Origin of the sequence: Nonomuraea sp. B19D2 (assembly GCF_040137845.1) — a bacterium.
Classification (GTDB): Bacteria; Actinomycetota; Actinomycetes; order Streptosporangiales; family Streptosporangiaceae; genus Nonomuraea.
Genome location: NZ_JBEFAK010000023.1, coordinates 38,031 through 51,681, shown reverse-complemented (window position 1 = coordinate 51,681; position 13,651 = coordinate 38,031). Strand labels below are relative to the sequence as shown.

Below are 13,651 nucleotides of genomic sequence, written 5' to 3'. Positions count from 1 at the left end.
TTCACTCCTCTGCCATACGGCGCAGTTCCCGCTTGATGACCTTGCCCGCGGCGTTCCTGGGCAGGGCGTCCAGGTTGAGCAGCACCGAGGGCAGCTCGTGCCCGGCCAGCCGGGGGCTCAGGAAGGCCCGCACGTCGCTGAGCGCCAGCGGCTCCCCGGCCACCACGGCGGCGGCCACCGCCATGCCCATCACCGGGTGCGGCACCCCGAACACCGACGCGTCCGCCACGGCCGGGTGCTCGTGCAGCGCCGACTCCACCTGCAGCGTCGAGACCTTGAACGCGCCCGACTTGATCACGTCGCTCTCCCGGTCGACGAGATACAGGTAGCCCTCGTCGTCGAGGTAGCCGAGGTCGCCCATGCGTACCCAGCCGTCCTGGAAGGCGTCGTCCTGGTCGGAGCCGTAGTATGCGCGGGCATGTGCGGCGGCCCGCAGCCACACCTCGCCGGTCTGCCCGGGCTCGACCGCGTCGCCCTCGGCGCCGGCGATCCTGAGCCGGGAGCCGCCGGCCGCCCGGCCGAGCGAGCCGGGGCGTTCGGCGTCGTAGATCATGATGGTCTGCGCCGGGGCGGCCTCGGTGGAGGTGTAGTAGTTCGCGACGGTCGCGTTCGGGAACGCCGCGGTCAGCTCGGCGGCCACCTTCGGGGGCAGCGCGGCGGCGGCCGAGCCGAGCAGCAGCACGCTGGACAGGTCGTGGCGGTCCTGTACGCGTGCGCCCAGCAGCTCGACGGCCATCGCGGGGACGACGAAGACCGTGCCGGCCGCGTACTCCTCGATCAGGGCGGCGAAGCGGGCCGGGGTGAAGAGCGGGAGCGTGACCACCGTGGGGGCGGCGGTGAGCGCGTGGAGCAGCATCACCTGGCCGGCGTTCGTGCCGATGGGGAAGGCGTGCACCAGATGCCGGGAATGCGCGAACGGGCGGCGCTTGGGGTGCACGGGCGGGGAGGTCAGGTTCGCGTGGGTGGCGGTGACGCCCTTGGGGCGGCCGGTCGTGCCGGAGGTGTAGAGGATCTGGGCGAGCGACAGCGGGTCGATCTCCGGCAGGACCTCTGTGCCGGATTTTTGCGATAAATCCTCGTATGGGATGCCCTGGGGGAGCGTCGTGCCGCGGCCGTGCACCACCGTCGTCGCGCCGCAGTTCTCGATCATGTACGCCAGCTCGGGCGGGGCGAGCCGGTCCGAGAGCGGCACCGCCACGCCGCCCGCCTTCAGCACGGCCATCCAGCTCACCGCGTAGTCCAGCCAGTCGCGCGCGCCGAACACCAGCGCGACCCGATCGCCCCCGAGCGGGCCGGGGAGTGCGCGGGCGACGGCGGTGGCGCGCTCGTCCCACTCGGCCAGGGTCAGGCTGCCCTGACCGGCGACGATCAGCGCTTCGTGGCCGGGGTCGGTGGCGGCTCGGGACGCCAGGAGATCGGGCACTGGAAGGGCCGACTGAACCACCCCCAGAATTATTTTCGTCGTGCCGCTTGACGCTAGAAAAAATGCACAAATGCGTCAACCCCTTACCTACAGGCGCTTGCCGACATCTGGCACCGCGTGACACACTCGCCCCGGATTCCCCGACGAGGGAGGGTTCACCAGGTGCTGATGGATGGGGAGCTCCACGAGCGGCTCGCCGGCATGATCGCCAAGGCCGCCGACGGAGCGGTCGATCCGGCCGAGGTGCTGGCCGGGCAGGCCCGGCTGAGCGATCTCGGCGTCACCTCGCTGGCCTATTTGCGGTTGATCGACGCGGTGGAGGCCGAGTTCGGGGTGGAGCTCGATCCGGCCGCCGTCGACAGCCTGGACGCGCTGGTGGACTACGTACGCCTCCATGGGTGAGGCCTGCGATGTGCCGCTGACGGCGCCGTTGACGTGGGGGCAGCAGGACATCTGGCGGGCGGTCGTCGCGGCCGCGCCGCAGGAGCGCTACCTCAACATCGCCCGCTCCTTCGCCGCCCCCAAGCGCCGCCCCATCACCGTGGAGCGCGCCGCGCAGGCCCTCGAGCGGCTGGTCGCCAGGCACGAGTCGCTGCGCACCCGGCTCTCCGGCCCCCGCGAAGCGCCGCTCCAGCAAGTCTGGCCGGTGGCCCGTCCTCCCTACGAGGTGGTCCCAGCGGCGATCTCCGGGCCCGTTGAGGAGGTGTGCGAGCGGCTGGCGGCCGAGCCGTTCGCGTACTGGGAGGAATGGCCGCTGCGGGTGGCGTTCGTGTTGGCCGGGGGACATGTCCGGCATATCGCCTTGGTCCTGTGCCATCTCGCCGCCGACGGCCACGCGGCCGACCTCGTGGTCAAGGACTTCCGCCTGCTCCTGCTCCGCGACTCGCTGCCGCCCCCGGACAGCGCCACGCCCCGGGAGCTGGCCGCGTGGCAGTGCTCGGACGCCGGCCGGCGCGTGTCGGAGGAGACGATCTCGTCCTGGCTGGACGAGCATGCCCGCATGGACCCCGTGCCGCCGTCCCCGCACGTGCCGGGGGAGCCGCGGTTCCTGGAGGCCACGCTGCGCTCGCCGGCGCTGGCCGCCGCCGCGCAGGCGGTCGCCGCCCGCAACCGGGTCAGCTCCTCGACCGTGCTGCTGGCCGGGGCGATGCGGGTGGCGGGCGGGCTCACCGGGCAGCGGTTCTGCGGGATGCGCGTGATCGTCAACAACCGCTTCGCGGCCGGCCGGCGCGACGTGGTGGCCACGATCTCGCAGGAGGCGCTGGTGGTGCTGGACCTCGGCACGGCCTCCTTCGACGCGCTGGTACGCCAGGCGTGGGGGACGGCGCTGCGGGCGTACCGGCAGGCCCAGTACGACCCGTACGCGATGGAGGAGGCGGTGGCCGGCCTGGGCCCCGGGATCAGGTCGTTCGGCTGCTTCAACGACCAGCGGCTCGTGCAGGAGGACGGCGCTTCGCCTGGAGCGGCGGAGGGCAAGACGGAGGTGGTCTGGACGGACGCCATGGACCGCAACATCTGCGACTTCCGCCTGCACGTCGGCGGCGAGCCGGGCCGCATGGAGGTCTCCTGCTACGCGGACACCGCGCTGTTGCCCCCGTCCGGCATCGAGCAGTATCTGCTGGACCTGGAAGGCCTGATCGTGGCGGCGGCCCGAGGATGAGCCTGTACGCCGAGGCGACGTCGTGCGCGCAGGGGGAGGAGCTCCGCTTCCGGCTCCTCGAGGGTGGCGGCGGTCCGATCAGGGTGGAGGACGTGCCCTCGGGGCGCGTGATCGTGGAGGACGAGTCGCCGGGCGGGCCTGCCTGGACCCTGAAGGTCGGCGACGACTGGCCCAGCTCCCTCTACCGAGCCATCTACCACGACACTTCCGCATATTTCGTGGTGTGCGCGGCTATGCCCGCTTCGCCCATCCTGGTGTCGATCCCGTTTCCCACCTGGGAGGCGTACAACCGTCCGGGAGTCCCCGGCGAGGGCCTCTACCAGTCGGAGCAGCCGGACCGGGCCGTCAAGGTCACCTTCGACCGCCCGGGCGCGGGCCCGCAGATCGAGGAGTGGGAGCTGGGCCTGCTCCGCTGGCTCGGCCCGGCCGGCTACCCGGTCGACTACTGCTCGGCACTGGACCTGCACGGGGGCCTGGATTTCCTGACCCGCTACCGCCTGCTCCTGATCAACGGCCACGACGAGTACTGGTCGTGGGAGATGCGGGACACGGTCGAGGAGTTCGCCCGCCGCGGTGGAAATATCGCCATATTCTCCGGCAACACCTGCTGGTGGCAGGTCCGTTTCGAGGACGACCTCCGTACCATGGTCTGCTACCGCGACGCCACCGCCGACCCCATGGCCGCCACCGACCCCGGCAGGGTCACCGTCGAGTGGCCGAGCGACCCGGTCAACCGCCCGGAGAACACCCTCACGGGCCTGTCCTTCAGGAACGGCGCCGGCTGCTGGGTGGACTCCCGCGTCATGTCACAGGAGTCCTACACCGCCAGGTTCGCCGGCCACTGGGTGTTCGAGGGCACGGGGCTGGCGGACGGTGACACGTTCGGCAGGGGCGCGATCGGCTACGAGACGGACGCCGCCGACCTCGAGTGGGTGGCCGGCGTGCCCAGGGTGACCGGCCGCGACGGCACCCCGCCGTCGTTCGTCGTCCTCGCCACCGCTGACCTGTCCCACTGGCGCCGCTACGGCAAGGGCGGTGCCGCCACGATGGGCGTCCACCGCCTCGGCGCGGGCACGATCTTCAACGCGGGCACCATCAACTGGGGCAACACCCTCCACGACCCGGTACTGGCCACCATCACCCGCAACGTCCTCGACCGCCTCTCCCGCCGCCCCTCCGCACCCACCTGGGACACGATCGGCCCGACCCCACGCGCCGCGCCCGACAGGGCGGTCGGCGGCGCGCCGGATGCGGCGCCCGGGGGTGCAGAGGACGGCGTGTGGGATGCGGCACGTCGTTCGGGGGCGGGTGACCCGTCAGCCAGGTCCGGTGTGCGGGCGCTCGTGTGCTGCGAGAACCGCCTGTACGCCGCGGGCTCGGACGGGACGCTCGCGGTGCGCGACGTCTCGGGCCAGAACCTCCCCTGGGAGGGGATCGGCGCGACCGACGCGATCGCGCTCGCCGCCCCAAGGGAGGCGCACGGCGGCCCGCCCGCGGGCCTGTACGGCGTCGCACCCGACGGCACCATCCGCTACCGCGACCCCACCTCGGCTCCGCAGGCGTGGCAGGACGTCAGCCGGGCGCCAGAGGGCACCATCGGACTGGCCGCCGTGGACGAGGGCCTGTTCGCCGTGACGTCGGCCGGCGAGCTGTGGCACCTGCCCATCCGGCGGCTCGACGCGCACGACTGGCGCAGGGTCGGCCCGGCCGCCGGTGTGGTGAGCCTGACCGCGATGAACGGCCGCCTGTTCGCCGTCGCCGCGGACCGCATCCTGGTCAGATCGGCCGAGCGGCACGAGTCCGGCTGGAGCGACCTCGGACCCGCCGCAGGCCGCACCGCGCTGGCCGCCACCGCGGGACGCCTCATCGGCGCGGGACACGACGGCCTGCTCAGCTGGCGTTCGCTCACGGCCTGACGGGGCGGGTCCCTACGAGCGGTTGCTCTCGTAGGCGAGCCACTGCGCACACGTATGCAGCCCATAGTCCAGCGTCACACTCGCCCGCCACCCGAGCTCGACACCGGCCCGCTCCACGTTGACCAGCGCGCCAGGAGGCTCGTCCGAGGTCTCGACGTCCATCGGCCGCACCGCCTTGGACACCGCCTCGGCCAGCTCCCCGACGCGCACCCGCTTCCGGCTGGCGATGTTGTAGACGCGCCCCGCGGAGCCCCGTTCCAGCGCGGCAAGCACCGCCCTGGCGACGTCCCGCACGTGCACGAGCTGCACCGGACGCCCGCAGACAGGCGCGGGCCGGTTGAGCGACGAGCGCAGCACCAGCTCCGCCACCGGACCCCGCTGCGGCATGCCGGGCCCGTACGGCTCGCCGAGCCGGAGCACCACCGCCCCGGCCGCGGCCGCCTCCACCTCGAGCAGCGCCCGCGACAAGGGCGTGGCGGCGGGGCCGGCGGGCGTCTCCTCGTCCACCCACTTCCGCTCCGGGTAAACGTGGAACGAGCTGAGCAGCACCCCGCCGGCCCCGCCGGCGAAGGCGGCACGCGCCAGCCGTACCTCCTCGTCGGGGTCGGCGTCCGGGGACCAGCCGAGCGCGCACACGTGCACCACCGGCACGCCGGCGTCCGGCCCGGCGAGACGGAACCCCCGGTCGGCGAGCGCGTCGGCGAGGTGGTCCCGCACGAACGTGCTCGAACCGCTCACGGTGACCGGCCCGCGATCCACCCGGCGGGGTGAACGGTCCCCCAGCCCCGCCCGCGCCACGTCCTGCAGGCCCGCCTCCAGCCCTGCTCGCGCCACGTCGTGCAGCTCCGCCGACAGCCCGGCCAGCTCCCGCCACCCGAGCTCGTGGCACAGCCCGCCCGGCCCCATCGTGGCCAGCGCCTCGTCCAGCACCCGCGGGTCGCCCCGCTCGCCCCGGTGCACGACGCCCATCGTGTACGCCGTGAGCCACAGCGGCCAGTGCCGCCCGGCGCCCGCCCCGGCCCGCAGCGCGTCGGCGTCGATCCCCAGGCCCGCCAGGTAGTCCTCGCACCGCAGGTCCCGCCACCGCCTCGACCCGGGAACGCGTACGGCGCACTGCGCGACGCCCCGCTTGAAGAACGGGATCACCGGCAGATCGTCCAGCACGGCACCCTCGCCCTGCCCCGCCAGCGGGTCGTCGGTGAAGAAGCACGGCGCGCGGCGCAGCCCCTGGAAGTCGTTGTCCACCAGGCTGGCCAGGTCCTCGTGCTCGGCCAGGCTCGGCACCGCCACGAACACCGGCACCCCGGCCTGGCGCAGGTACCGCCCCATGAGCACGTCGTCGGGCCAGGTGTCGCCCCGGTCCTTCGCCCACGCCACGTACCCGTCGGCGACCTGCCTGGGCAGCAGCAGCGCCGCCACCGGCGTGTACTCGCCCGCCCCGGCCACCCAGCGCGCCCCGGCCAGCGCGCCCTGGCGCACGGCGGCGCCGTTGCGGGAGTTCCAGAACGCGAACAGGGCCAGCGCGGCGTCCGGCATGGCGCGGGCGGCGCGCTCGGCCCGCTCGAAGAACGTGCTGGACAGCACCATGTCGTCGTGGAGCAGGAAGTGGTGCGTGGCGTCCCCGGGGATGCTGGACCAGGCCAGCAGCGAGGTGCGGAACGCCGAAGGGCGGCCGGTCGGATCGGGGTCGGTGACGACGTCGAGCACGTCGCCGGCCAGCCGCGCGGCCGCCTCCCTGCGGCGGGGATGCGCCATCACGGCGCCGCTCAACCGCACGCCGCCGACCCCGGTCAGCTGCCCAGGCATGCGCCTACCGGGAGCTCGCCCGATTCCATCAGGTCCAGGGCGTCGCGCCGCTCCTCACCGTCCCATTGCACCTCGCGCACCACCAGCAGCCCCGACCCGCAGGCCACCAGCACCCCGCCCACCCCGGTGGACCACACGGGCGCGAGCACGGTCCCCGCGGGTTCCGTGCCCCCGTACTCGACGAGATCCGCGCTGTGCACGTACAGCCGCCGCCCGGACACGGACGTGAACGCCCCGGGATAGGGCGCGGCCAGCGCGCGCACCCAGTCATAGAGCTCGGCGGCGGGCCGGGACCAGTCGATCACGCCGTCCTCGGGCCGCCGCTTCTCCCACCACGACCCGCCCGGCCCCTGCGGGCGGGCGACCACGCGGCCCTCAAGCAGCAGCGGGATGTACGTGGCCAGCAGGTCCACGTTGATCTCCGTGACCTTGCGGTACACCGCGCCGGCGTCGTCGCGCCGGCTGATCGTGAACTCCCGCTGCGCGATGAGGTCGCCCGTGTCGGCCCCCTCGTCCAGGAAGAACAGGCTGACCGCGCTCGTCTCCAGCCGCTTGATGATCGTCCACGGCAGCGCGGCCCGGCCCCGCCCCTCGGGCAGGCGGGTGGGATGCAGCCCGATCGACCCCAGCGGGCACGCCGACAGCAGGGGCTCGCGCACGAGCTGCGACCACCCCGCGATCACGAACAGGTCCATGCCCTTGACCAGCTCGTACGCCTGCCCGTCGTTGATGTCGGCCGTCTCCAGCAGCGGGATGCCGTGCTTGTCGGACGCCTCCCGCAGCGGCGCGAACCCGGAGCGGTGCTGCAGCTTCGGCGGGTAGCCGATCAGCAGCGACGGGGGAGTGCCCTGCGCCGCCAGCACGTCCACCGCCGGCGCGGCGAACTCCATCCCCGTGGCGAACGCGTACGTCTTCACAGGACCTCCCTCAACACCCCGAACGCCTCCGCACGAGTGACACCGATCTCCGCCCCGCGCAACGTGGCCAGCGCCGTCACCGACTCCTCGCTCCTGATGTGCGGCGAGGGCCGGTGCTGGCTCTTGTACGCCCGCAGCGCCTGCAGCTTCCTGTCCATGTAGGCGGAGATGTCGCAGTACGCGGTCGAGCGGGGCATCGGCTCGGACGCCCACTGGATCTTCGACATCTCGTACATGAGGACGTTCGGCACCAGCCACTTGCCGAACTGCTGCGCGATCGGCCGGGCGGCGGCGAACCCGGCGTCGAAGACCGCGACGTGGTCCTGGTCGTAGTCGGCGAAGCTGGGCAGCAGCAGCAAGTCGGGCCGCCGCTCGTTCAGCGCCTGCTCGAACAGGTCGACCAGCTCCCTGCGCGGCAGCGTGTCGAGCCGCTCGGCCAGCCCGCGGTCCCCGTACGCGATCTCGAAGGTGAAGCCGAGCAGGGACCGCACGGCCTCGATCTCCGCCAGCCGCTGCAGGTAGGTCGTGGAGCCGTCCAGCCCGTAGTGGCGCATGCCGTCCACCGCGAGATATAAGACGTGTACCTCGGCCCCGGCCTCCGCCTGCGCCGCCATCAGGCCCGCGCAGCCCAGGACCTCGTCATCGGCATGGGGGGAGATCACCAGAACGCGGTCAAAGCGGCGCATTCACTGCCCTTCGGTCCTCTCGGGCGCGGTAGTAGTCGGCGGTGCTCAGGATCAGCTCATCGAGCGTGACGCGCGGCTGCCAGCCCAGGTCGGTGGCCGTCCTGAGCGCCGGGATCTTGTGGAATGACTCCGCCTCGGCGTAGTGGGGGCCGTGCACGCTCCTGCCGTCCACGCCGACGATGGGGGAGGGGCTGCCGAGCAGCGACTTCACGCGCTCGGCCAGCTCCATGACCGTGACGGCGTTGGCCGGGTTGCCGACGTTGATGATGACGTCGTCGCCGTCCAGCGCCGTGTCCATGTAGCCGAGGAGGAACGCCGTCAGGTCGCTCGCCGCGACGAACGCCCTGACCTGCTCGCCGCCCGCGAACACCGTGATCGGCCGTCCGGCGAGGGCCTGCTGCACGAACGTCGGCATCACGAACCCGCCGGCCCGCGACTGCCGCGCGCCCGCCACGTTGAACGGGCGGATGACGATCCCGCGCAATCCGTGCCGGCGGCTGTTGCAGACCATCGCCTCGGCCAGCGTCTTGGCGACGGCGTACTCGATGCGCGTGTTGTACTGGGTCGGCACGACGATGTCGTCCTTCTCGTCCAGCACGCCGCTGCGCCCGTACACCTCGGCCGAGCTGAACATGCACAGCGGCACCCCGGCGCCCGCGCACGCCTCGATGACCGGAGCGGTGCTGCCGATGATGTCGTGCCCTAATCGTCCCGAGCGCGACAGGATGCTCGCCGGGCCGACGTAGGAGGCGGCATGGATGACGCGGTCCACGCCCGCGAAGTCGCCGCCGGCCGCCAGATGGTCCTCCACGCGCTCCCGGATGACCGTGCAGCGGGGGTCCGCGTCGTAGTCCTCGCCGTCCACGACCGCGCCGGCGTTCGAGTCGATGATCCGTACGCGGTGGCCCGCCGCGAGGTAGGCGTCCACCAGATGAGAGCCGATGAAACCGAGACCGCCAGTGATGACTACTTCGCCACCTGGTGCTCGCACGGACCCGCCTTTCCCGCTCGAGGAAAACGGTCACACAGGGCTATGTATGCCCCATAGTCACTTAGCCACGGATTAAAACAGTTTTCGTGGTTCTTGTCACCCATGGCCACAATTTTCACCAGGGTGCGTGAACCCGCGCCCTTGCGGGTAGCACGCGGGTACGTTGACCTTGGGAGACATCGCCGATGTCCATTGAGCTCGACCTCCTGCCCAGCGGCTTCGTCCGGGCCATCGAGGAGATGGCGCTGGTGGACCACCACGTGCACGGCGCCACGTCCCACGACCTGTCGCGCAAGGCGTTCGAGGAGATGATCACCGAGTCGGACCGGCCGGTGCCCTCGTGGATGACCCAGTTCGACTCCCAGCTCGGCTACGCCATCCTGCGCCACTGCGCGCCGGTGCTCGGGCTCGACCCGTACTGCACGCCGGAGGAGTACCTGGCCAGGCGCGCGAGGCTCGGCGCCGACGAGACGAACCGGCTGCTGCTGGCCGCCAGCGGCATCGGGCACTTCCTCGTCGAGACCGGCTACCGCGGCGACGAGCTGCTCGGCCCGTCCGGCATGGCGGAGGCCAGCGGCATGCCCGCCGACGAGGTGGTGCGGCTGGAGAGCGTGGCCGAGCAGGTGGCCGCCGGCGGGTGCGGGGCGGGCGCGTTCGCCGACCGGTTCGCGGAGGCGCTCTGGGAGCGCACGCGCACGGCGCGCGGGCTCAAGAGCGTCGCCGCCTACCGGTACGGGCTCGACTTCGACCCCGCGCCGCCCTCCCGCGAGGAGGTCACGGAGGCCGCCGGGCGCTGGCTGTCGGCGGGCGGCGGGCGGCTGTCGGACCCCGTGCTGCTGCGGCACCTCATCTGGACGGGGCTGGAACGCGGGCTGCCGCTGCAGTTCCACATCGGGTACGGCGATCCGGACGTGGACCTGCGCCGGTCGGACCCGCTGCTGCTGCGCGGGCTGATCGAGCTGGCCGAGCCGACCGGCGTGCCGCTGCTGTTGCTGCACTGCTATCCGTACCAGCGGCACGCGGGGTTCCTGGCGCACGCGTACCCGAACGTGTTCTTCGACATCGGCCTCGGGGTGAGCCACACGGGGGCGCGCAGCGTGGCGGTGGTGGCGGAGAGCCTGGAGGTGGCGCCATTCGCGAAGATCCTCTTCTCGTCCGACGCCTTCGGGCCGGCCGAGCTGCACCACCTCGGGGCGCTGCTGTGGCGGCGGGCGATGGCGCGGGTGCTCGGCGGGTTCGTGGCCGAGGGGGAGTGGTCGGTGGATCAGGCCATGCGGGTGGCCTTCATGGTGGGCGCCGGCAACGCCCGCCGGGTCTACGACCTTGCCGGCGGGTGAGTGCGGACGGTGTTCCGGTCAAGCGGACAGAGAACTCATCGATGACGCAACCATCTTGAACCTTTAGGCTCGGCCACGATGGATCTCGAAACTTTCACCCCCGGTTCGGGCCTGCTCGAACCCAGGGCCGCACTCCGCTCCGACGCGCCCGCTCTCGACCTCAACGGGACCTGGCGTTTCCGCCTCTCACCCACCGCGAACATCCCCGATGACTTCGCCCAGCCCTCCTTCGACGACTCGGACTGGGACTCGCTGCCGGTCCCGTCTCATTGGAACCTGCACGGCCATGGCGCGCCCGCGTACACGAACGTCGCCTTCCCCATCCCCGTCGACCCGCCCCACGTCCCGGACGAGAACCCGACCGGCGACTACCGCCGCGAGTTCGACCTGCCTGAGGGCTGGACGGGCGGGCGGCTGCGGTTCGAGGGCGCCGACTCCTTCGCCAGGGTCTGGCTCAACGGCCACGAGCTGGGCTTCTGGACCGGCAGCAGGCTGCCCGCCGAGTTCGACGCGGGGCCCTACCTCCTTCCTGGGCGCAACGTGCTCGCTGTCCGCGTGCACCAGTGGTCGGCCGCCACCTATCTGGAAGACCAGGACATGTGGTGGCTGCCCGGCATCTTCCGGGACGTCACGCTCACCCGCTCCACCGCGGACGTCTTCGTGCGCACCTCGTACGCCGACGGGCGCGGCACGCTCAGCTTCGAGGGCGCCGGGACGCTGAGCGTCCCCGAGCTCGGCGTCGCCGATCTCGCGCCCGGGGTCGAGGTGCAGGTGGAGGCGGAGCCGTGGACGGCCGAGACGCCCCGCCTGTACGACGCCGTCGTGACGTTCCCCGAGGAGACGGTACGGCTGCGCATCGGCTTCCGGACGATCTCCATCGTCGACGGCGTGCTCCTCGCCAACGGCCGCCCGCTGCTGTTCAAGGGCGTGAACCGGCACGAGTTCCACCCGTCGCACGGCCGCACGGTCCCGTACGAGACGATGCGCGAGGACGTGCTGCTGATGAAGCGGCACAACGTCAACGCCGTCAGGACCAGCCACTACCCGCCCCATCCCGACTTCCTCGACCTGTGCGACGAGCTGGGCCTGTGGGTGATCGACGAGTGTGACCTCGAGACCCACGGCTTCGGCGAGGTCGGCTGGCGCGGCAACCCCACCGACGACCCGCGCTACGCCGACGCGCTGCTCGACCGCATGCGCCGCATGGTCGAACGCGACAAGAACCACCCCAGTGTCATCATGTGGTCGCTCGGCAACGAGGCCGGCGTCGGCCGCAACCTGGCCGTCATGGCCGATTGGACCCGTTCGCGCGACTCGTCCCGGCCGATCCACTACGAAGGGGACCGGTCGTGCGCGCACACGGACGTGTATTCGCGCATGTACGCCTCGCACGCCGAGGTCGAGGCCATCGGCCGGCGAGAGGAGGCCCCCCTCGACGACCCCGCGCTGGACGCGCGCCGGCGGGCGATGCCGTTCATGCAGTGCGAGTACGCCCATGCCATGGGGAACGGGCCGGGCGGGCTGGCCGAGTACCAGGAGCTGTTCGAGCGGTATCCGCGGCTGGCCGGAGGCTTCATCTGGGAGTGGATCGACCACGGGCTGGCGCACCCCTCCTACGGGTACGCCTACGGTGGTGACTACGGCGAGCCCGTGCACGACTCGAACTTCGTGATCGACGGGCTCGTGTTCCCCGACCGCACGCCGTCGCCCGGGCTGATCGACCTGAAGAAGGTGTTTGAGCCGGTCCGCTTCGAGTTCGCGGACGGCGTGGTGCGGGTCGCCAACGGCCACGGCTTCGTGGACCTGTCACACCTGGAGTTCGTCGCCACCGTGGAGGCGGACGGGGAGCAGGTGGCCGAGCACCGGCTGCCGGTGCCCGCCGAGGGCGGCGAGGTCAAGCTGCCCCCGTCGCCGGACGGGGACGGGGAGCTCTGGCTGACCGTGCGCGCCGTGCTGTCGGCCGACCAGCCGTGGGCCGCGGCCGGGCACGAGGTCGCCTGGGGCCAGACCCGCCTCACGCTATCCGCGGCGGCAGGGGAACCCGCCGCTGCGGGCGACGTTCCGGCGCGAGCCGTCGTGGACGGCCAGGAGCGTCACGTCCTCGGCGGCGCGGCGTTCGACGTGGCCACCGGCCGGCTCGTGCGGCTGTTCGGGGTGGAGGTCGAAGGGCCGCGGCTCGACCTGTGGCGGGCGCCTACCGACAACGACGCCCACGCCGGGCTGGCCGACACGTGGCGCAGGCTCGGCCTGCACCGCCTCACCCACCGCGTCGACGCGATCGAGGCCGGCGACGGGCTGACGGTACGCACCCGGGTGGCGCCCGCCGCGACCGACCTGGGCATGCGGGCCACGTACACCTGGACGGCGCCGGACGGCGGCGTGGAGCTGACCGTGGACATCGAGCCCGAGGGCGACTGGGCCGATCCCATCCCGCGCATCGGCCTGAACATGACGCTGCCCGCCGGGGCGGTCGAGCACGTCACCTGGTTCGGCAGAGGGCCGGGCGAGGCGTACCCGGACACCGGGATGTCCGCTCGGGTCGGCCGCTGGCGGGCGAGCATCGACGAGCTCCAGACCCCGTACGTGTTCCCGCAGGAGAACGGCCACCGGGCAGACGTGCGATGGGCCGACTTCGGCGCCTTCAAGGTGCGCGGGTTCCCGGTGTTCGGCCTGACGGCGCGCCCATGGAGCGCCGACGAGCTGGACCGGGCCCGCCATCGGCCCGACCTGGTGCCCGGCGACCGCCTGCACATCGGCCTGGACCTGGCCCAGCAGGGCATCGGGACCGCCACCTGCGGTCCCGGCGCGCTTCCCGCGTACGACCTCAGGGCCGGGCGGGTGACGTTCAGGCTCAGGTTCGAGCCCAGCTGATCGATCATGCGCGGCATCCCCCACAGGGGTGCCGCGCGTTTTGG

Annotated in this window: 10 protein-coding genes; 5 read left to right on the top strand and 5 right to left on the bottom strand. The window is 72.4% G+C overall.

Annotation, left to right across the window (positions count from 1 at the left end; genetic code table 11):
* Position 1: 1 nt before the first annotated feature.
* A complete protein-coding gene (locus ABN273_RS34595) occupies positions 2-1,444 on the bottom strand; it encodes a class I adenylate-forming enzyme family protein (protein WP_349453302.1) in 1,443 nt (480 codons plus the stop codon).
* A gap of 147 nt (positions 1,445-1,591) precedes the next feature.
* On the opposite strand from ABN273_RS34595, the gene ABN273_RS34590 reads away from it, so the two are divergent.
* The 3 genes from ABN273_RS34590 to ABN273_RS34580 are packed head-to-tail and all read left to right on the top strand — an operon-like array spanning position 1,592 to position 4,999.
* Positions 1,592-1,825 (top strand): acyl carrier protein, encoded by a 234-nt coding sequence (locus ABN273_RS34590; RefSeq protein ID WP_349453404.1) that lies wholly within the window; start codon positions 1,592-1,594, stop codon positions 1,823-1,825.
* Positions 1,818-3,083, top strand: coding sequence for a condensation domain-containing protein (locus ABN273_RS34585; RefSeq protein ID WP_349453301.1), 1,266 nt, complete (start codon positions 1,818-1,820; stop codon positions 3,081-3,083). The genes ABN273_RS34590 and ABN273_RS34585 overlap by 8 nt, the downstream gene beginning before the upstream one ends.
* Positions 3,080-4,999, top strand: a complete 1,920-nt coding sequence (locus ABN273_RS34580; protein ID WP_349453300.1) for a N,N-dimethylformamidase beta subunit family domain-containing protein — start codon at positions 3,080-3,082, stop codon at positions 4,997-4,999. The genes ABN273_RS34585 and ABN273_RS34580 overlap by 4 nt, the downstream gene beginning before the upstream one ends.
* A 12-nt stretch (positions 5,000-5,011) precedes the next feature.
* Here ABN273_RS34580 and ABN273_RS34575 read toward each other — a convergent pair whose 3' ends face one another.
* From ABN273_RS34575 to ABN273_RS34560, 4 genes are read right to left on the bottom strand one after another with little or no spacing between them, the layout of a single operon-like run.
* Positions 5,012-6,805, bottom strand: coding sequence for an NAD-dependent epimerase/dehydratase family protein (locus tag ABN273_RS34575; RefSeq protein ID WP_349453299.1), 1,794 nt, complete (start codon positions 6,803-6,805; stop codon positions 5,012-5,014).
* A complete protein-coding gene (locus ABN273_RS34570) occupies positions 6,790-7,722 on the bottom strand; it encodes a methionyl-tRNA formyltransferase (protein WP_349453298.1) in 933 nt (310 codons plus the stop codon). The genes ABN273_RS34575 and ABN273_RS34570 overlap by 16 nt, the downstream gene beginning before the upstream one ends.
* On the bottom strand, positions 7,719-8,408 hold the full coding sequence (locus ABN273_RS34565; protein WP_349453297.1) for a PIG-L deacetylase family protein: 690 nt from the start codon (positions 8,406-8,408) through the stop codon (positions 7,719-7,721). The genes ABN273_RS34570 and ABN273_RS34565 overlap by 4 nt, the downstream gene beginning before the upstream one ends.
* The gene (locus ABN273_RS34560; protein WP_349453296.1) at positions 8,395-9,399 is read right to left on the bottom strand and encodes an NAD-dependent epimerase/dehydratase family protein; all 1,005 of its coding nucleotides are present in this window, start codon (positions 9,397-9,399) and stop codon (positions 8,395-8,397) included. The genes ABN273_RS34565 and ABN273_RS34560 overlap by 14 nt, the downstream gene beginning before the upstream one ends.
* A gap of 185 nt (positions 9,400-9,584) precedes the next feature.
* On the opposite strand from ABN273_RS34560, the gene ABN273_RS34555 reads away from it, so the two are divergent.
* Both ABN273_RS34555 and ABN273_RS34550 read left to right on the top strand, forming a co-directional pair.
* Positions 9,585-10,736 carry an amidohydrolase family protein gene (locus tag ABN273_RS34555; RefSeq protein WP_349453295.1) on the top strand — a complete coding sequence of 384 codons (1,152 nt, stop codon included), beginning with the start codon at positions 9,585-9,587 and terminating at the stop codon, positions 10,734-10,736.
* Positions 10,737-10,814: 78 nt separating this feature from the next.
* On the top strand, positions 10,815-13,607 hold the full coding sequence (locus tag ABN273_RS34550) for a glycoside hydrolase family 2 TIM barrel-domain containing protein (protein ID WP_349453294.1): 2,793 nt from the start codon (positions 10,815-10,817) through the stop codon (positions 13,605-13,607).
* The last annotated feature ends 44 nt before the right edge of the window (positions 13,608-13,651 follow it).